Raw genomic sequence first — 16,854 nt, 5'->3', positions numbered from 1 at the left:
TGTGGCCCAGACACTGACCGGGTTCAAGGGGATCGTGGACGAAGCGGGCGAGGCCCGCCGGTTCACGATGCTCGCCCCGCCGGTGGTCGCCGGCCCGTCGGACCTCGCACCGTCGTCGACCGGCACCCGCACCATCCGCCTCGCCGCCGGCGCCGCGATGGCCGCCGGGGTGCGCTACTCGGAGACCGTCACCCAGGACGTCGTGCTGCCGGCCAACACCTCCGGCCAGCCACGGTTCGACATCGTCGGGCTGCGCTTCACCTGGGGAACCACCCCGTCGGTGACGACATTCTCCAAGCAGGGCACCGCTGCGGCGTCCCCGTCGTCCCCGGCCCCGACCCGCACCCCGGGCGTGGTGTACGAGATGGTCCTCGCCCTGATCTACGTGCGCTCCGGCGTCACCACGATCGCGACCGGGGACGTGTACGACACCCGCGTATGGGGCGGCGTCGGCGGACCGTACCGGGCGAACCAGGCCACCAACCTCGCCCGCGTCGACATCCCGCTCGGCGCCGAGATCCTCGTCGGCACCTCGCTGTACCAGGTGGTCACGCAGAACACCGCCGCGGCCACCATCGGCTACACCGTCGTCGACCCGCAGACCACCGCGTGGAAGGCGTTCGTGCCGAACCTGCGCAACAGCAGCGGCCAGCTGATCACCGCGACGACGTTCTGGAAGGACGGCCGCTACCGCATCGCCAACGGGATGTGCCGATTCAAGGTGCGGCTCGGGCTGTACGGCACGATCGGCGGCTGGACCAACCCGGACGGCGTGCCCTACACCATGGACCTGCCCGTCAAGGTCGGCGCCCAACTGACAGACCAGTGGGCCGACGCCACCGTCATGTACCCGTCCTGGCCGTGGGTCCACGGAAAGATGCTGCTGCGCAGCGGATCCGACCGCGGGCAAATACACGTGGTCGCCAACACGAACGACGTGCGCATCCGGGTGATGAACGGCCGCCCGGAACTCGTCACCGTCGACGGCTCATATCTCATCTGAGGGAGACACACTCGTGGTAGCCAGCATCGCCGGGTTCAAGGGCACCGTCACCGAAGTGCAGGAAGCCACCCGCTTCGCGCTCGCCGGAGCGAAGGCACTGGTCGACACCGCCTCCGCATTCAAACCGACCTCCACGGGAGTGCGGTCGGTACAGCTCGCCGCCGGCACCGCCATGGTCTGCGGCGTCCTCGTCGTCGAATCCGCCGCGCAGATCGTGCAGGTCGCCGCGAACTCCGGGGCCTCGGCCCGACTCGACGTCGTCGGGCTGCGCTTCACCTGGGCCGGCGACAACTCCTCGGTGCAGGTGTTCGTCAAACAGGGCGTCGTCGGCTCGACCACCCCACCGGCACTGACCCGCGTGGCCGGCGGCACCTACGAGATGCCGATCGCGGTCGTACGGGTACGGCCCTCGGCGTCGACGATCGCCGCAGCCGACGTCCTCGACGTGCGGGTGTGGGGCGGCTTCGGCGGCCCGTTCCAGGCCGCGCAGACCGAACAGATCGGCATCGTCGACCTGCCCCTCGGTGCGGTGCTGCAGTCCGGAACCACCGAATACAACGTCACCGCCAACGACGGCCAGGGCAACGCCACCCTCTCGCTGACCTCGGCGGCCGCGCTGCCGTGGACCGCGTACGACCCGGTGCTCGCGACGTTCCTCGACGGGGTGTGCAACCTCGGCGCCGGCGGGGTGCGCCGCGGCTGGTACCAACTCGACCCCGCTACCCAGACCTGCCGCGTGAAGTTCGAGATCCGCACCGGCACCGGCACCCGGAACTTCGGCCGCGGCGGGATGCGCATCGATCTGCCGTCCGGGATCCGGCCGTCGGCGGTGTTCACCGACCAGTGGGGCGAAGGACTGATGTACACCAACGTCGGCGACGGCTGGATGAACTGGATCGTGAAGTACCTGATCCGCAACGACTACAACAACTTCATCGTCCCGTACGTCACCTCGGCCGGCCACGACACGCGCCTGCTGCCGATGAAGTCCGCCGCCGACGACGGGGGCATCGGCAATCTCGACCAGGTCGGAACGGGCGGCGTCCCGTACATCGAGCAGCAGAACCCCCGGGCGCGCGTGTACTCCGAGCCCGAAGTCATCACCGGAGATCTCAGCTTCATCGTCGCGTGAAAGGAACACCACATGTACGTCAACAGCAACCTCGTTTCCGTTCCTGCCGACGGGAAGTGGCACGCCGTCATGGCGGCCGGGCGGGGCTTCGGCTACATCCCCGACGCGAGCGACCTCACCGTCGCCAAGTTCCGCCAGGTCAACATGAGCGATTCCTCGGGCGGACAGAGCGTTCCCAACATCCGATTCGTCAAGATCGGCAGTTACTCGGGCACCACTGTCATGGACGACACCCCGTTCAATGTCGAGATCCTCGGCTACACCCCGGATTCCAAGGTCGTGATGGCGACCCCCGCGTACGCAATCCCGATCCTGTCCGGGATGGACCAGTACGGACAGTGGCGAGACCTGCCCCGGCTCATCGGATACCGCCAGGAAAACGAGCCCCCGCAGCAGTAAGGAGCGTGACCGTGGCGATCGCAGACCCGCACAACGCGGCCCCGATCTGGTCCCCGAACCGATACCCCGGCGCGGCAACGGACTGCCGCTACCTCGTCATCCACACCCAGCAGGGCAACGGCACCGCCCGCTCCCTCGCCGGCTACTGCGCACAGGCCTCCTCGCAGGTGTCCTACCACGACGCGGTCGACGAGCGGGAGCTCATCCAGATGGTGCGGTACGTCGACGCTCCCTGGGCTGCGGCGAACGCGAACACCGTGGCCGAGCACCTGTGCTTCGGCGGCAGCTTCGCCGAGTGGACCACAGCGCAGTGGCTCGATCCGGACAAAGATGCCGACGGCCGCAACCAGGACCTGATGCTCTGGCGCGGCGCCCTGTGGGTGGCGTGGCGCGCCGAGATCAACGAGCTGCCGATCCGCCGCGTCACCGACGGCACCCCGCCCCGCTCGCGGGGGGTGTGCGGGCACGGTGACCTCGGCATGTGGGGCGGCGGGCACACCGACCCCGGACCCGAGTTCCCGTGGCCGATCTTCCTCGACCGCGTCGTGCACCTGTCCCAGGGCGGCGCCGTCGGCGCCGCGGTCACCGGCGAGGACTGGGACACGGTCCTGGCCGAATTCGTCGGAAGGGGAATGTGATGCCCGCACGAGTCGTCCACCCGATCAAGACCACCCGCGGCACCGGCTACGGGGAGCGGATCAACCCGGTCACCGGACAGCGAGAGTTCCACCGCGGCAACGACTACAGCGTTCCGCGCAAGACCCCGATCTACGCGCCCACCGACGGCACCGTCGTCGAAGGCAAGGACCGCGCCCCGAATACCGTGCAGGGCTACGGAAATTGGCTCTGGATCGATGCCCAGCGCACCGTCGGCAAGGACTTCATCTTCGGGCATATGGAGCACGGCGACATCCTCGTCCGCCGCGGCGACCAGGTGAAGGCCGGCGACCTGATCGGCTACGTCGGATCCGCCGGCCAATCCACCGGACCGCACCTGCATTTCGAGGTGTGGGGCTCGCCCGGCTTCATCGGCGGCGAGCACATGGACCCCGCGGCCTGGCTGAACCGAGCCGGCGCCGTCGACCCCGGCGCCGCCCCGGCGCCGGGCACCACCAAGACCCCGGCGGCGTCGGTGCCGTCGGCAACGAAGGGAGCCACCGTGGCTACAGCAGCAGACGTCCAGAACGAGCTCGTCAACACGGCGGACGCGTTGACGCTGTACGAGAACATGCCGAACCAGTTCTCCGACCCGAAGATGCGGTACTGGCTGCGCTCGGTCGCCGCCGAGATGACCTACGGCGAGGTCGCCGACAAGACCAAGGACGGCGGCACCGGCCCGACGACCATGCGCGGGCACGTGCTGCGCACCGCGGCGCTCGCCCGGGAGAACAACCTGCTGCTGCGCGCCATCGCGACGCACCTGCAGCTCGACGTCAACCAGATCCTCGGCAGCTGACCATGGCCAAGGTCAAGGACCTCACCCCGACGATCGGGGACGTCGGCGGCACCGACCTCGGTATCCCGTTCGTGATGCCGAACGGCAAGGTCGGGTTCGTCCTCGGCGATACGTTCGGCGGCACCCAGCCGTGGGGACCGCCCATCACCGGACTGACGAACTGGCGCTCCCCGGTAATCCTGAAGTCCCCGACCCGGGACATGGCCCAGCCCATCGCATTCGACGGGGCGTGCAAGGGCGGCGCCCAGCTGTGGCCCTACCAGCACAACAACGGCACCTTCTCCACCGTGCTGCCGTGCGACGCCATCACCATCGGCAACCGCATCTACCTGTGGGTCATGATCACGCAGGGCCTGGTCAACGAGCTGTGGTGCGAGATCTGGTACTCCGACGACCTCGGCGAAACCTGGGTCAACGGCACCAACTCCACCACGAAGTGGTCCACCACGGCCTACCGCGGCCAGCGCGTGATGATGACCTGGGACCGCGGCCGCGACGGCTGGGTCTACGCCATCTCCACCGGCGGCCTCGCCCGCAACAAGAACGCTCTGCTCTGGCGCGTCCGCGAGGAGGACATCCTCGACCCAACGAAGTGGGAGGGCCGCTGCTGGATCAACAACGCGTGGGTGTGGAAGACCAACCCCGCCGACCACGAACCCGGCGACCTGCTCGCCTCCGGTGCCCGCCTCGGCGAGCTCGGGCTGCGCTGGATCCAGGGGCACTGGGTGTGGAGCGGATTCGACGACGGAGCGTACAGCAGCTTCATCCGCGTCGGCCACGGCCCGATCGAGAACATCAACTGGCGCACCGCGCCGATCACCCGCCCGGTGCGCGGCTCCGGCTTCCCGCTCGGCTTCGACGTCGTCGACCGCCTGTACGGCTGCTACGTCCACCCGGACAGCCGCTTCCAGAAGCCGGACGGCACCAAGGGCACGTTCGTGATGATCGTGTCCCAGTGGGCCGCCGACGGCGACCCGTACCGCGCGATGCAGTACCGCGTCGCCACCCCGAACCCCACCGGCCCGATCCTCACCGACCCGGCCCCGCCGGACGCGCAGCCGGTCTCCGAGTGGGACGCCATTCTCGCCGAGTTCGTCGGACACCCGTAGGAGGCAACCGTGCCCGGAGACCACAACCCCGACGCCGACAACGCCGTCCCGTTCTGGGACCTCGTCCGCCGCGAAGCCGCCGACGCGGCCCAGAAGGCGTGGGTGCAGAACGAGCAAGCACTTCGAGACCGCGCCGGCGCCTACGCCCGCCAGGTCGGCACCGGCGTGCTGACCGGGCGGGGGATGCCCGAACCGGTCCCCAACGTCACCGCAGTCACCAGCCGCGGCGAGGAGCTCACCATCGTCGACGCCCGCAGCCGATCATGGCGCACCTTCGTCCAGGGCCTGGCCATCGACATCGGGTTCGCGCTGCTGTCGGTCCTCGCCCTCGCGCTGGGAGACTTCGACTTCCTCGACGGCGCTGCCTGGGCCACCCTGGGCGTGCTCGTGCTCAAGACCATCATCCAGACCGCGATCTCGTATGTGGCACGGCTGAAGATCGCGCCCCGGTACGCCACCCCTGCCGCCCCACCCGGGGCTCCTGGGGCGCAGTCATGACCACACGAGCCTGCGGGCCGGGACTGAAAGAAGGTTCCCCACGTGTCACAACCGAACGGACCGTCGCCTCGGACACGCTCCCTCGTCGTCGGCATCGTCGTAGCCCTGTGGGGAACATCGGTCAGCGCCCAGATCATCTCTCAGTTCTTCCGATTCGAATGGGTCGCCCCGACCGGACTGAACGAAATCATGACTGCGGTGGTGATGTGGTTGCTCGCACGTAACCACCAGGCCGCCAAGGCCGACCAGCCACCGCCTCCACCGCCCGCGCAACAGCAACGGCCACAGGCCGACAGGGAGGCCGAGTCCAGTGACTGAAGTGTGGGAGACGATCATCCGGTACGTGCTGATCGCCGCGATCAGCTACGCCGCCGGCACGATCGTCCAATACCGGCAGTACCGGCTGCGGGGCATGTCGCTGCTGGTGCCATTTGTTCCGAAATCCTCACGCAACTTCACCATCGTCGTGATCACCCTCTCGATGCTCACGACCTTCTCCGTGGTGACCTCGCAGATCCAGCAGCAACACCAGGCCCAGTGCAACGCCGACTTCCAGCGATCGCTGAAGGCCAACGCGCAGATCAACACCGAAGACCGCGAGCTCGAACGCCGCGACGATGCGCTGCGAGAGCGACGCGACGACGCGATGGACGACCTGGTGAAGGGGCTCATGTCCGTACCAGGCGGGGCGCAAACGGTGCTGGACCTGCTCACCCGGTACGACGCGACCGTGTCCGCCATCGCGCTCGAACGGGCCGAGCTCGACTACGCGCGCAGTGATCTCGAGCAGCAGCGCCGCAACAACCCGTACCCCGAGCCCCGGTGCGACTGACGAGAGGAATGTGCGATGCCGTCGAGAGTCGCCCAGCTGGAGCTGGCCCGCCACCAGCGTGAGCTCATCCTCAAACCCTCCGAGGCGCACGTGTTCGGCGCGGGCCCGAACGCGCCGATGATGTCGTCGATCACCACCGGAGACGTCGCCACCCTCGCCGAACTGCCGCCCGGCTGGTTCGACTACGGCCTGATCGACAAGGAAGACGCGATCGTCTGGGCCCGCGAGATGGAGAAGTCCGACATCGGTGCGATCGGTTACTCCAACCCGGTGCGCTCGGACATCACCTCGGACGTGTTCTCCCTGGCCTTCAAGGGCCTCGAGACCAACCGGCACAACATCGAGACGGGCCTGCAGGTCGACCTGTCCGGCGTCCAGCCGGAGCAGGGCACCGGCGAGGTCTCGTTCGACCAGCCTGCCGTCGCGCAGGTCCGCCGCGGCCGGTTCCTCACCCTCGCCCGCTCCGGGTACGGCGCCGACGCGATCTACATCGGCCGGCTGATCGCCGCCGGCGAGGTCGCCGAGACGGGGGAGCAGACCATCACCGACGGCGAGGGTGCCCTCGCGTGGCCGGCCACCGTCAACGCCATGATCGACACCGCCGCCGGGTTTTCAGTGCGGCACTTCTTCGGCGGCCCCGGCTGGAAGCGGCTCCTCGTCGAGCTCGGCTTCCCGCCGGTCGGCCCGGAGACCTACACCCTCACCGAGTCGCCGGCCGGATCCGGGCTGTACGGGTTCACCGGCATGACCGAAGACCCGCCCGGATCGGGGCTGTACGCGATCCCGGCCGGTATGACCGAATCCCCGGCCGGATCCGGCCTGTACACGATTGGAGCCTGACCGATGGCCAGAAAGCTCGTCTCGTTCGACGAGGCAACCGGGAAGCTCTCACCCGACGTCGAGACCGCGCTCGGCAACGGGTTCGCCACCAAGGGCGAGGTCGGGTCGAAGCTCGACCAGACCGCCGTCGACGCCCGGGTGCGTGCGGTCGGAGATGCCACTTACGTGCGGTCGGTCAACGGGTCCGCCCCCGACGCTGCGGGCAACGTCTCCGTAGCCGCCGGCGGTGCGCTCTCCATCTCGCCGCGCAGCCCGGCCCCGCCGGTGTCGAACTTCATCGCCCCAGCGAACCAGGCCGGCCACGGCTGGACCGCAACCGGAACAGGCGTCACCGCCGAACCGAACGACACCACAGACGCCGTGATCGGCTCCCAGTCCTTCCGCTACACCACCGACGGCACCGGATCGACCAGCTTCGGAATCGACAAGACCATCGCCGCCCCGGTTGACGTGACCGGCAAGTACCTACGCATGTGGCTGAAGATCGACAACTACGCCCGACTGGGGCAGGTCTCGATCTGGCTTGGCTCCGGTGGGCTGACCAACCGTCGCTCTGGGGAGCCGTTCGTGGGTTCCCTCGGGGAAAAGGCGTCGGCGCTCAAGGGCGGCGAGTGGGTGATCATCGACATGGCGATATCCGACTTCGCCGCGTCGGCCGGCACCCCCGACCTGACGCAGATCAACACGTTCCGGCTGCGCGCCTACGACAACGGCACCGGCCCGATCACCGTGCGATTCGGCGGCTTCGCCCTGGTCGACCCGCCCGCAGCAGCGACCGGCGGCGTCGTCACCCTGACGTTCGACGATTCGTCCGCGTCCGCGTACAGCATCGCTCGGCCGTACATGGACAAGTACGGCTACGCCGGGGTGCTGTTCCCCATCCTCGAGCAGGTCGGCAACCCAGACCGGATCACCGTCGACCAAATGCGGGCGTTGCAGAACTACAACGGCTGGGAGATCGGCGCCCACGCGCACACCAGCGCGCAGCACGCCCTCGGCATGGCCGGTCGCACAGAGGCTGACATGCGCGCCGAACTGACCACAATCAAGGATTGGTACACCGCCCGCGGATTCGCGCCGACGTCGTACGCCTACCCGATCGGTGAGTACGACGCCATCGGGGAGCGGATCGTCGCCGAGTACTTCCGGGCGGCCCGGGGCAACGCGACGAAGTTCGTCGAGACACTGCCGCCGTCGATGCCGTACCGCGTCCGGGCGGTGAGTGTCGGCCCAGCCACCCCTGTTGCGACCGTTTCGGCGCTGATCGACAAGGCAGTCGCCGGTAAGGGGTGGGTGGTCGTGGTGTTCCACGGAATCCAGGCGTCGGCGCCGTCGAGTCCGAACACACTCACGTCCACGTTCCAGGGGATCGTGGACTACATCGCTACGTCGGGCGCGAAGGTCCGCACCATGCAGCAAGTCCTGTCGATGGTCTGACCCCGCCCGTAACGGCTCAAACCGACTGTGCTGAGGCCGGCCCTCAGCACAGTCGGTACGTCAGGTTTGTCGGACTCCCCCGGTAGCCTCAGGCGGTCAAACGAAAGGACCCCGGCGGGTGCTGTAACACCCCCGGGGCATGGCCGAACTGCAAGGAGTTCGACGATGTCTGATGATAGCTGGCGCACCTGCCGGATCTGCGGCGAGACCAAGCACATCTCCCTCTTCTACCGGGACCAACGGCGTAACGGAGAAGCCCGCATGCGGCGCCGGTTCGACTGCCGAGACTGCGCCCGCCGCATCATGCGGCAGAAGTACCAGTCCAACCTCGACTTCATCCGCAACTACAAGCTCGAGCAAGGCTGCGTCGACTGCGGGTACCGCGAGCACGCCGAGGCGCTCGAGTTCGATCACCTCCCGGGCGTGAACAAACTCGCTCACGTCGGGGAGATGATGATGCACTCACGGACCGCGATCGAAGCCGAGATCGCCAAGTGCGAGGTCGTCTGCGCGAACTGCCACCGGGTCCGCACCAAGGGACGCGGCGCTGCGAATGCCTGGCACGACCTCCGACGCCGCGGCGAGCTGCCGCCCACGGACATCGCGCCGCCGTTCCAGCAGATGCAACTGGACCTCGGCGCATAACACTCACTACCGGCGCGCGAGTGCCAGATAGGGGCGGCACGCGGGCGTCGATGTCCGGTTGCGCCGATAGTCTGCCGCGGTGACCAACTCGCTGCCTTCGAAGACGAAGGTCAATGCCGCCGGCCGTCTTCTTCGCGGGGTGTTCGGACCCAACGCAGACCCGATCAGTGATTGGGGAGACATCAGTGATGCGCTGGACATCGTGGAGGCGTGGCGCGCCGCTCACGCGGGGCCACTGCAGGCGGCGTCGATGGGGCTGCGATCGAGGGTGAACACAGTTGGGTGCTGGGGGCAGGTCTCGCAACGGTTGAAGCGGGTGCGGACGATTCTGGACAAGCTGCAGCGCGAACCGAGAATGGAACTCGCCCGCATGTCGGACATCGGTGGTTGCCGCGCCGTCGTGACCACCATCGACGATGTGCGGCGGATCCAGGACCGCTACCAATCCCGGGCAAAGGTCCGCTATGTCCGTGATTACATCGCCGACCCGAAGCCGTCCGGGTATCGCGCGGTCCACCTCGTCGTCGAGCACCGCGACCGGCTGATTGAACTTCAGCTCCGAACCAAGGTCATGCACGAGTGGGCCGTCATGGTCGAAAGGATCACGGTCACCACGGGCACCGACGTGAAGTCCGGATACGGAGCAGAAGAAGTGAACGACTGGTTCCGGGCGGTATCCGAGGCGATGGCCATAGAAGAACAGGGCTTGACAGTAGATGCCATACTTGCGCAGAGAATCGACGCCCTCAGGACTCGGGCGTGGCCGCATCTACACGGAGGTCAGCATTGGAGGAAAGGATGAACCACTTCCTGCTGGTCTTCGACCATGCCCGCGCTGAGCTCCTGAAGGTGAACGAGTTCGGAACCGACGTATCTGAGGCCATGAGCGAGTACGCGCGGATGGAGCGCGAGCATCTCGACCGAATGGACTCAATCGAGATCGTGCTCATCGGTTCGGACTCCCTCGACACGATCCGGGTCACCCACGCCAACTACTTCGACGGGACCGTTGCTGTCTCGAAGTACTTCGCCGGACTCTGACCACTTCATCCTCGCGAACGGCTCTGATCTACTGCCGAGAGCGGGGCGCTTTGTCTATACCGGCAGACAGGTCACTTCATCCATACCGGACTCACGAGAAACCCCGCCGGAGAGAGCTTGGGGCAACTCCGGCGGGGCTTCGGCCGCCGGGCAGGGGGGTGCCGACGACTGTGCGAAAGCTTACGGTATCCATGATCGAGTTGTGAGGTATTGTCCGGCACCCTGCAACCAACTACAGGCCGGCGCTGCGGGGTGGGTGCCGCACCAGTCGGTCAGCGCCGATGCTGACTATGGCCTGGCAGGGCTGACTATCGCAATAAAGCGCCCCGCGACGATTTGGATCGTCGCGGGGCGCTTCTCGTTGTCTCAGGGGGAGACGGTGACGAACTCGTCAGGCCGATAATCCCGGTTCACCAGCAGCGCACCGTCCTCGGATACGTACGCCCGCACGTACGGGGACGGGGTGTTCTCGGTGATCAGCTCGGCTCGGTCGAACTTCAGCGCAATGAGCCTTCCGTCACGATCCTCGTGGAGCTCGTGGTCGAGTCCGGGCGGGAGGGCGAGAAGTTCCTCAGCGCGGATGGTGCGTGTATTGGTCGACATGCGCGAAACCGTAGCGTGATCTTGAGTTGCGCGCCGACCGCCGGTGGCGGAGCCGGTGCTTCCCAGGCTGGCGCCTCACCGGCCCCGCGCGGTGCACGCTACCAATCTTCGAACGCATGTGCGAGTCCCGCTGTGGCGGATGAGACGGAAGCGAGTCGTGATGGAGTCGATACCGTAACGGCCGGTTTGTACGTTTCGATCTTGAGGTACGGGACACGAGTCCGCACCCACGACCGGAGGTACGCAGTCCAATGATCAAACGTGCACTCGCCACAGCCGCCCTCGCGGCCACCGCCACGCTAGCGTTCGTCCCCACCGCCGCCGCCCAGGACGAGGTCGATCCCTCGGGCCCGTTCGTCGCCACCGCCTCGTTCGTCGCCCCCTGGGATCCGGGCGCCTTCGGCGAGCACTCGGAGAAGGGCCTGATCATCAGCCCGTACGGCAATACCGGCCTGCAGTGCCACGGCTTCCGCGACCGGATCTGGGACTGCACGCAGACCACCTCGGACGGCACCGTCCACGCGCTGATCCCGATCGTGAACGACGTCCGCGGAATGCGCGAGGTCTGGGCGTACAACCCGTTCGCCTCCGGCAGCGCCGAGTAGCGCACGCAGAACTGGGACGGCCCCCGACCACTGAGGTCGGGGGCCGTTCTGTCGTTCGCTGGTCAGTACCCGTACTGCTGGCACGTCGCGGGGTCGATGTAACCCTGCTGGCAGCCCCACTGCATCTGGGACTCGCCGCTGGACTGGCCGCCGCCGTAGTCGGGCGTCACGGGAACCTGCGGCTGTGTGTACGGCTGCCAGGTGGACCCGCACAGGCGATCGCCCTCGGCGCCCATCGACTCGCGCCACGCCGCGTCGCTGCAGTTGTACTCGAGCGACGACGTCGTCTCGGCCGGCGCCGGCGCGGTGTATGCCGGCTGCTCCGGGGTGTAGGTCGTCTCGGCCTCGTACGTCGGGGTCGCTGCCGGCGCCTCAGTGGCCGGCGGGGGAGCGGCGGGCTGTACCTGGGTGATGTCCCACTCGAAGGCCTGCCGGGTCTCCGGGTCGCGGTAGCCGAGCTGCTGCGCGCTGAGCGGCACGAGGAACGTCTCCGTGCGGACGAAGCGGGAGTTGGGCAGGGGCTGGTTCAGCGCGGGCCGGCCCTCTGCGCCGCCCTCGCACTGGTACTCGCCGCCGATGTTCGGTGTCGGCTTCACCGTGCCGTCGGTGACGCTGTAGAAGTCCATCGGCATCAGATACGAGCGTGTCAGCGGAACGTCGTGGGACTCGAAGGTGAAGGTGGCGAGGACCAGGCGCTCACCGGTGTCGGCCGGCGACTTGTCCTCCCCGTACGTGTCGCAGCCGGTCGGCTCGACGAAGCTGTCGGCGGTGATCGTGTAGGCGCCGTCCGCGCGCTGCACGGGCTGACCGACGGACGCCTGTGTGGCGCCGCGTTCGTTGCCGCCCTGCGTGGAGGTGATGGTCTCGGTGGTGCCGGGTGTGGTGTCCTCGCCCGAGGAGCATCCTGCGAGGAGCAGCAGGACGGCCGGGGCGGCAAACAGACCGCGGAGTCTCATGGTCGGATCCTCTCATCGCCCGATCGGCGGCGCAGGCAGTCCGGATCGGACAGTTTTCGGACAGTCGAGCCGTCCGATCGAGTCGGATGAGCTCGGATGAAGTCGGAAGAATTGGCAGCTCAGGGGCCACATTTGACGCGAGGGCTGCGCCTATGCCTGGCCTGAATTTGGGTTCAAATCCCTCCGCCACCGCCAAGAACGGCCCCGATCCGGTTGACCGGATCGGGGCCGTTTTCGTTCGTCGAATGCGCAGTTCCGGTCGCTTCACCCGGCGTGTCGTGACGACAACTGCGCACTCGCGACGGTGGTCGGTCGCTGCGGCGCCCAGCCGGGCGGGCCGAACGCGTAGCCGAGCTTGTCGCGCCACCTCGTGGCGGCCCGCCAGTCGCGGGCGATGGCCTGGTACTCGTGCGTCTGCAGCCGCCAGATGTTGTAGGTGCCGACGGGCTTGGTGAGTCCGTACGTGGGGCGGTGGGTCTCGCGGCGGAAGGTACCGAACAGGCGGTCCCACAGGATCAGGATGCCGCCGTAGTTGCGGTCGAGGTATTCGGGGTCGCACCCGTGGTGCACACGATGGTGTGACGGGGTGTTGAACACGAACTCGACGGGCCGGGGCAGCGTGCCCACCCGCTCGGTGTGCACGAAGAACTGGTACACGAGCGAGACGGAGAATCCGACGAACACCATCCACGGCGGGATGCCGAGGAAGGGCAGCGGCAGCCACATGAGGATCTCGCCGCTGTTGTTCCATTTCTGGCGCAGGGCCGTGGCGAAGTTGAAGTACTCGCTCGAGTGGTGTGCCTGGTGGGTGGCCCACACGAGCCGCACCCGGTGCGCTGTCCGGTGGTACCAGTAGTAGAGCAGGTCGATGCCGAGGATCAGGATCGCCCACGTGTACCAGGCGTCCGCCGGCAGGTGCCACGGTGCGAGGTACACCCAGATCGCCGAGTAGCCGACGAGGGCCAGCACCTTCCAGGCGGCGCTGGTGCCGATGGAGACCAATCCCATGGAGATGCTCGTGCGCGCGTCGATGGCCTCGTAGCCGCCGCGCGGCGGACGGGTGTGCCCGTCGTCGCCGGGTTCGACGTGCTCGAGCGTGCGGGCGGCGGCCCATTCGAGGGCGAGGAAGAGCAGGAACGCCGGGATGGCCAGCGCGACGGGGTCGTGCAGAGGCTCGAGCAGCGACGCCCAGGACGCCGTCAGGGTCTCCCACATTCGGTCCTCCGGGAGTGATGTGAACAGGCGTCCAATCTACCGGAATGTGGTGACGGTCACTACGGCGGGCGAGGGGCCGCCGGGCGGTCACTGCGGGAGCGGCCGCCCGTCCGGACGCAGGCCGGCGAGGTAGATCGCGATCATCCGGGGCACGAGGGCGGGCACGACGTCGTCGACGAACCGCACGTGGGGGCGGGTCAGCCGGGCCACCGCCATGATCACCTCGATCGGCTGGACGTCGTCGCGGACGAGGCCGGCCTGCTGTGCGGCGTGGACGAGCTCGGTGACGCGCGCCTTGGTGCCCTCCCGGATCTCGAGGACGTCGTCGGGCAGTTCCCGGTAGCTCTCGACGATGAGAGCCGGGATCAGGGCGCCGAGCCGCAGCCGGACGGCGGTGTCGACGAATTCGGCCCAGGCACGTTCGGGGTCCGACGTCATCGCGGCGAGGGCGCGATCCGCCGCCGCGCCCGCCTCGTCGAGGGTGCGACGGGCCACGGCGTGCGCGAGATCGTCGCGGGTGGGGAAGTTGCGGTAGAGGGTGGCGATGCCGACGCCGGCGCGCTCGGCGATGGCATCGAGGGGTGCGTCGTGCCCGCGTTCGGCGAGCACGTCGCGGGCCGCGAGGATCAGGGCCTCGCGGCGGCGGGCGGCATCGGCGCGCATGGGATCTCCTGTGTTCGGCGGGTTGACACCCCGCTCCTACCGGAGGAATATACTCCACATAAACGGAGAACAATCCTCCACTTCAAGGAGCCGTCATGGTTGCCCCGACCTCCTCCCCGGACACCTCCACGGCGCGGCACGCCCCGCCGGACGCGGTACGCGTCGCCGGCGTCGTGCTCGCGCTCACCGCCGTCATCGCCCTGATGCTGTTCGCATTCGCCGCGCCCGCCGTGAACAGCGGCCCGCACGCGCTGAAGATCGGCATCGCCGGGCCGGACCAGGCCGTCGCCCAGATCGAGGCCGGCCTCTCCGGTGCCCGGCCCGGTGCGTTCGCGCCGCAGCGGTACGCCGACGCGGAGGCGCTGCGCAGCGCCATCGAGCACCGCGAGGTCGTCGGTGGCCTCGCCGTCGGGCCGGACGGGCCCGCGATGTATGTCGCCGGGGCCGGCGGCGCCCCCGTCGCTCAGGTTCTCACCGCCACGGCCACCGGCCTGTCGGAGGCCGTCGGCCGACCCGTTCCCGTGCGCGACGTCGTGCCGCTGCCGGCCGACGACCCGGCGGGGGCCGGCCTGAACTCGCTGGCCCTGCCGCTGGTCCTGGGCGGTCTGGTGCCCGCGATCGCCCTCGTCCGGCTGTTCCCCCGGCGGGTCGGCCTGCGCGTGTTCGGCGCGGTCGGCTTCGCGGTGCTCGCGGGGCTGACCCTCACTGCCGTCCTGCAGTTCGGGTTCGGCAGCCTGACCGGGAACTACTGGGCCACCGCCGGAGCGCTCACGCTGGGCCTGGCCGCCGTCTCGCTGCCACTGCTCGGCCTCGAGTCGCTCTTCGGGCTGCCCGGTTTCGGTGCCGGGGCGGTCCTGATGATGTTCGTCGGCAACCCGTTGTCGGGCTTCGCGACCACCGCAGCGTGGCTGCCGCAGGGGTGGGGCACCTTCGGTCAGCTGCTGCCACCCGGCGCCGCCGGCACGCTGGTCCGTTCGGTGGCCTTCTTCGACGGGCACGGCGGCGGGACGGCGGTGCTGGTGCTGAGCGCATGGGTCGTCGCCGGGCTCGCACTGTGCGCGGCGTCGGCACGTCGTCGCACCGTCGTCGCATGACCGCAGTCGCACCGTCGTCGCATGACCGCAGTTGCACCGTCGTCGCATGACCGCAGTCGCACCGCCGCATGACCGCGGCCGCGTCGCGCGCTTTCCCTCCGGTTTGGTAGGAATCGTGTGTCCGCCGGCGCCCGGCGGCCAGGCGCGAACCGAGGAGTGCGACGTGCATATCACCGCCCGGGTGGACTATGCCGTGCGCACCCTGCTCGAACTCGCGGCGGCCGGCGAGGCGCCCGCCAAGGCGGAGGGCCTGGCCCGGGCGCAGCGCATCCCGCACAAGTTCCTCGAGGCGGTCCTCGGGGATCTGCGCCGCGGCGGACTGGTGCACAGCCGTCGCGGCCCCGAAGGGGGGTACTGGCTGGCCCGCCCGGCCGACGAGATCTCCATCGCGGACATCATTCGCACCGTGGAAGGCCCGCTCGCGTCGGTGCGCGGCGAGCGGCCCGAGGATGTGGTCTACACCGGCCCGGCCGAACGCCTGCGCGACGTATGGATCGCGGTGCGGGTGAATCTGCGGGCCGTCCTCGAGGAGGTCACCCTCGCCGACGTCGTCGCGGACGATCTTCCGCGGTTCGTGGCCGACCTGACCGCCGATCCGGGCGCCTGGGAACGCCGGCGCACGTGAGCGCTGCCACAACGCCCGGGGCGGTGTGGGCAACCGCATATTCTTGCAGTTCTCTGCAAATTTGCAGGGCTCTGCAAGATGCGTACCGTGGAAGACGTGACCAATCCGCCCGGACTGCGTGACCGCAAGAAGGCCGCCACGCGGGCAGCGCTCGTTGCCGCCGCGGCCGACCTTGCCCGCGCCAAGGGCATCGACGGCGTCACCGCCGACGCCATCGCCGCGAAGGCGGGCGTGTCCACCCGCACCTTCCACAACTACTTCGCGAGCAAGGAGGAGGCCGTCCTCGCGCATCTCGAGGGGTTGGTGCACTCCTGGGTCGGGCGCCTGCACTCACGGCCCGCCGGGGAACCCGTATGGGACTCCATGGAAGCCGTCGCCCGGCAGATCGTTTCGGAGCCGGACGGCGACTTCGTCGAGATGTGTTCGACCATGGAACTCGTCGATCAGAGCCCGGCACTGCTGGCGCGCCGCGTCGAGATGGAAGTGCGCGCCTCGCAACTGCTCGTCGAGGCCATCGCCGAGCGCACCGGCACCGATCCCCGGGTCGACCTGTACCCGAGCCTGGTCCGCTACGCCGCGGTCTCGGCCATGAAGTCGGCAGTCGAACTGTGGCTCGCCGGCACTTCGGGGGCGGCTTCCCCCGAGGAACTCGTCCGTGCCGCCTTCGGGCAGCTGCGGCAAGGCCTTTCCTAAAACACCTG

At 68.5% G+C, this 16,854-nt stretch carries 22 protein-coding genes; 18 read left to right on the top strand and 4 right to left on the bottom strand.

The features are described from left to right. Position 1: 1 nt before the first annotated feature. The 14 genes from G6039_RS07490 to G6039_RS07425 all read left to right on the top strand — a co-directional run bounded on the left by G6039_RS07490 (position 2) and on the right by G6039_RS07425 (position 10,392). Positions 2-1,003 carry a hypothetical protein gene (locus G6039_RS07490; protein WP_043801329.1) on the top strand — a complete coding sequence of 334 codons (1,002 nt, stop codon included), beginning with the start codon at positions 2-4 and terminating at the stop codon, positions 1,001-1,003. 13 nt (positions 1,004-1,016) lie between these two features. Next, entirely contained in the window at positions 1,017-2,135 is a 1,119-nt protein-coding gene (locus tag G6039_RS07485) for a hypothetical protein (protein ID WP_043801331.1), read from the top strand. Positions 2,136-2,147: 12 nt separating this feature from the next. Then, positions 2,148-2,534 (top strand): hypothetical protein, encoded by a 387-nt coding sequence (locus tag G6039_RS07480; RefSeq protein WP_043801335.1) that lies wholly within the window; start codon positions 2,148-2,150, stop codon positions 2,532-2,534. A gap of 11 nt (positions 2,535-2,545) precedes the next feature. After that, a complete protein-coding gene (locus G6039_RS07475) occupies positions 2,546-3,172 on the top strand; it encodes an N-acetylmuramoyl-L-alanine amidase (RefSeq protein ID WP_152103861.1) in 627 nt (208 codons plus the stop codon). After that, positions 3,172-3,990: a M23 family metallopeptidase gene (locus G6039_RS31000; protein ID WP_051446138.1), complete on the top strand. Its 819-nt coding sequence runs from the start codon at positions 3,172-3,174 to the stop codon at positions 3,988-3,990. The genes G6039_RS07475 and G6039_RS31000 overlap by 1 nt, the downstream gene beginning before the upstream one ends. 2 nt (positions 3,991-3,992) lie before the next feature. Beyond that, the gene (locus tag G6039_RS07465) at positions 3,993-5,099 is read left to right on the top strand and encodes a DUF4185 domain-containing protein (RefSeq protein WP_051446139.1); all 1,107 of its coding nucleotides are present in this window, start codon (positions 3,993-3,995) and stop codon (positions 5,097-5,099) included. 9 nt (positions 5,100-5,108) lie between these two features. Next, a complete protein-coding gene (locus tag G6039_RS07460; RefSeq protein ID WP_051446140.1) occupies positions 5,109-5,597 on the top strand; it encodes a hypothetical protein in 489 nt (162 codons plus the stop codon). Between the two features lie 42 nt (positions 5,598-5,639). Then, a complete protein-coding gene (locus tag G6039_RS07455; RefSeq protein WP_043801338.1) occupies positions 5,640-5,915 on the top strand; it encodes a hypothetical protein in 276 nt (91 codons plus the stop codon). Continuing rightward, on the top strand, positions 5,908-6,429 hold the full coding sequence (locus G6039_RS07450) for a hypothetical protein (RefSeq protein ID WP_152103860.1): 522 nt from the start codon (positions 5,908-5,910) through the stop codon (positions 6,427-6,429). The genes G6039_RS07455 and G6039_RS07450 overlap by 8 nt, the downstream gene beginning before the upstream one ends. A gap of 15 nt (positions 6,430-6,444) precedes the next feature. Further along, complete coding sequence (locus G6039_RS07445) at positions 6,445-7,269, top strand: hypothetical protein (RefSeq protein ID WP_174824755.1); 825 nt, start codon at positions 6,445-6,447, stop codon at positions 7,267-7,269. Positions 7,270-7,272: 3 nt separating this feature from the next. Continuing rightward, positions 7,273-8,706, top strand: coding sequence for a polysaccharide deacetylase family protein (locus G6039_RS07440; RefSeq protein ID WP_043801343.1), 1,434 nt, complete (start codon positions 7,273-7,275; stop codon positions 8,704-8,706). Positions 8,707-8,871: 165 nt separating this feature from the next. Further along, positions 8,872-9,351, top strand: a complete 480-nt coding sequence (locus G6039_RS07435; RefSeq protein WP_152103859.1) for a hypothetical protein — start codon at positions 8,872-8,874, stop codon at positions 9,349-9,351. A 79-nt stretch (positions 9,352-9,430) separates the two neighbouring features. After that, positions 9,431-10,153 carry a RelA/SpoT domain-containing protein gene (locus tag G6039_RS07430; protein ID WP_152103858.1) on the top strand — a complete coding sequence of 241 codons (723 nt, stop codon included), beginning with the start codon at positions 9,431-9,433 and terminating at the stop codon, positions 10,151-10,153. Then, complete coding sequence (locus tag G6039_RS07425) at positions 10,150-10,392, top strand: hypothetical protein (RefSeq protein ID WP_043801349.1); 243 nt, start codon at positions 10,150-10,152, stop codon at positions 10,390-10,392. The genes G6039_RS07430 and G6039_RS07425 overlap by 4 nt, the downstream gene beginning before the upstream one ends. 366 nt (positions 10,393-10,758) lie before the next feature. On the opposite strand, the gene G6039_RS07420 is transcribed toward G6039_RS07425, so the two are convergent. Beyond that, positions 10,759-10,995, bottom strand: coding sequence for a hypothetical protein (locus G6039_RS07420; RefSeq protein WP_043801350.1), 237 nt, complete (start codon positions 10,993-10,995; stop codon positions 10,759-10,761). Positions 10,996-11,246: 251 nt separating this feature from the next. On the opposite strand from G6039_RS07420, the gene G6039_RS07415 reads away from it, so the two are divergent. Further along, the gene (locus tag G6039_RS07415) at positions 11,247-11,600 is read left to right on the top strand and encodes a hypothetical protein (RefSeq protein ID WP_043801353.1); all 354 of its coding nucleotides are present in this window, start codon (positions 11,247-11,249) and stop codon (positions 11,598-11,600) included. A gap of 62 nt (positions 11,601-11,662) precedes the next feature. On the opposite strand, the gene G6039_RS07410 is transcribed toward G6039_RS07415, so the two are convergent. From G6039_RS07410 to G6039_RS07400, 3 genes are all read right to left on the bottom strand, one after another. Further along, the gene (locus G6039_RS07410; RefSeq protein ID WP_043801355.1) at positions 11,663-12,556 is read right to left on the bottom strand and encodes a hypothetical protein; all 894 of its coding nucleotides are present in this window, start codon (positions 12,554-12,556) and stop codon (positions 11,663-11,665) included. Between the two features lie 264 nt (positions 12,557-12,820). Beyond that, positions 12,821-13,771, bottom strand: a complete 951-nt coding sequence (locus G6039_RS07405; RefSeq protein WP_029547063.1) for a sterol desaturase family protein — start codon at positions 13,769-13,771, stop codon at positions 12,821-12,823. An 87-nt stretch (positions 13,772-13,858) separates the two neighbouring features. Then, a complete protein-coding gene (locus G6039_RS07400; RefSeq protein WP_006944476.1) occupies positions 13,859-14,434 on the bottom strand; it encodes a TetR/AcrR family transcriptional regulator in 576 nt (191 codons plus the stop codon). A 95-nt stretch (positions 14,435-14,529) separates the two neighbouring features. Here G6039_RS07400 and G6039_RS07395 point away from each other — a divergent pair, with 95 nt between their 5' ends. From G6039_RS07395 to G6039_RS07385, 3 genes are all read left to right on the top strand, one after another. Beyond that, a complete protein-coding gene (locus G6039_RS07395) occupies positions 14,530-15,528 on the top strand; it encodes a hypothetical protein (RefSeq protein WP_029547064.1) in 999 nt (332 codons plus the stop codon). Positions 15,529-15,691: 163 nt separating this feature from the next. Beyond that, positions 15,692-16,153, top strand: coding sequence for an RrF2 family transcriptional regulator (locus G6039_RS07390; protein ID WP_029547065.1), 462 nt, complete (start codon positions 15,692-15,694; stop codon positions 16,151-16,153). 78 nt (positions 16,154-16,231) lie between these two features. Continuing rightward, entirely contained in the window at positions 16,232-16,846 is a 615-nt protein-coding gene (locus G6039_RS07385; RefSeq protein WP_037201331.1) for a TetR/AcrR family transcriptional regulator, read from the top strand. The last annotated feature ends 8 nt before the right edge of the window (positions 16,847-16,854 follow it).

This window comes from Rhodococcus aetherivorans, assembly GCF_011058165.1.
Lineage (GTDB): Bacteria > Actinomycetota > Actinomycetes > Mycobacteriales > Mycobacteriaceae > Rhodococcus > Rhodococcus aetherivorans.
This window is presented reverse-complemented; position numbering and strand designations above follow the sequence as displayed.

Bases quoted from the DNA above. Each gene is read 5' to 3' on its own strand.
- G6039_RS07435 (WP_152103859.1), top strand. From the start codon at position 8,872: ATGTCTGATGATAGCTGGCGCACCTGCCGGATCTGCGGCGAGACCAAG.
- G6039_RS07405 (WP_029547063.1), bottom strand. From the start codon at position 13,771: ATGTGGGAGACCCTGACGGCGTCCTGGGCGTCGCTGCTCGAGCCTCTG.
- G6039_RS07400 (WP_006944476.1), bottom strand. From the start codon at position 14,434: ATGCGCGCCGATGCCGCCCGCCGCCGCGAGGCCCTGATCCTCGCGGCC.
- G6039_RS07410 (WP_043801355.1), bottom strand. From the start codon at position 12,556: ATGAGACTCCGCGGTCTGTTTGCCGCCCCGGCCGTCCTGCTGCTCCTC.
- G6039_RS07440 (WP_043801343.1), top strand. From the start codon at position 7,273: ATGGCCAGAAAGCTCGTCTCGTTCGACGAGGCAACCGGGAAGCTCTCA.
- G6039_RS31000 (WP_051446138.1), top strand. From the start codon at position 3,172: ATGCCCGCACGAGTCGTCCACCCGATCAAGACCACCCGCGGCACCGGC.
- G6039_RS07465 (WP_051446139.1), top strand. From the start codon at position 3,993: ATGGCCAAGGTCAAGGACCTCACCCCGACGATCGGGGACGTCGGCGGC.
- G6039_RS07415 (WP_043801353.1), top strand. From the start codon at position 11,247: ATGATCAAACGTGCACTCGCCACAGCCGCCCTCGCGGCCACCGCCACG.
- G6039_RS07395 (WP_029547064.1), top strand. From the start codon at position 14,530: ATGGTTGCCCCGACCTCCTCCCCGGACACCTCCACGGCGCGGCACGCC.
- G6039_RS07425 (WP_043801349.1), top strand. From the start codon at position 10,150: ATGAACCACTTCCTGCTGGTCTTCGACCATGCCCGCGCTGAGCTCCTG.
- G6039_RS07445 (WP_174824755.1), top strand. From the start codon at position 6,445: ATGCCGTCGAGAGTCGCCCAGCTGGAGCTGGCCCGCCACCAGCGTGAG.
- G6039_RS07420 (WP_043801350.1), bottom strand. From the start codon at position 10,995: ATGTCGACCAATACACGCACCATCCGCGCTGAGGAACTTCTCGCCCTC.
- G6039_RS07480 (WP_043801335.1), top strand. From the start codon at position 2,148: ATGTACGTCAACAGCAACCTCGTTTCCGTTCCTGCCGACGGGAAGTGG.
- G6039_RS07385 (WP_037201331.1), top strand. From the start codon at position 16,232: ATGCGTACCGTGGAAGACGTGACCAATCCGCCCGGACTGCGTGACCGC.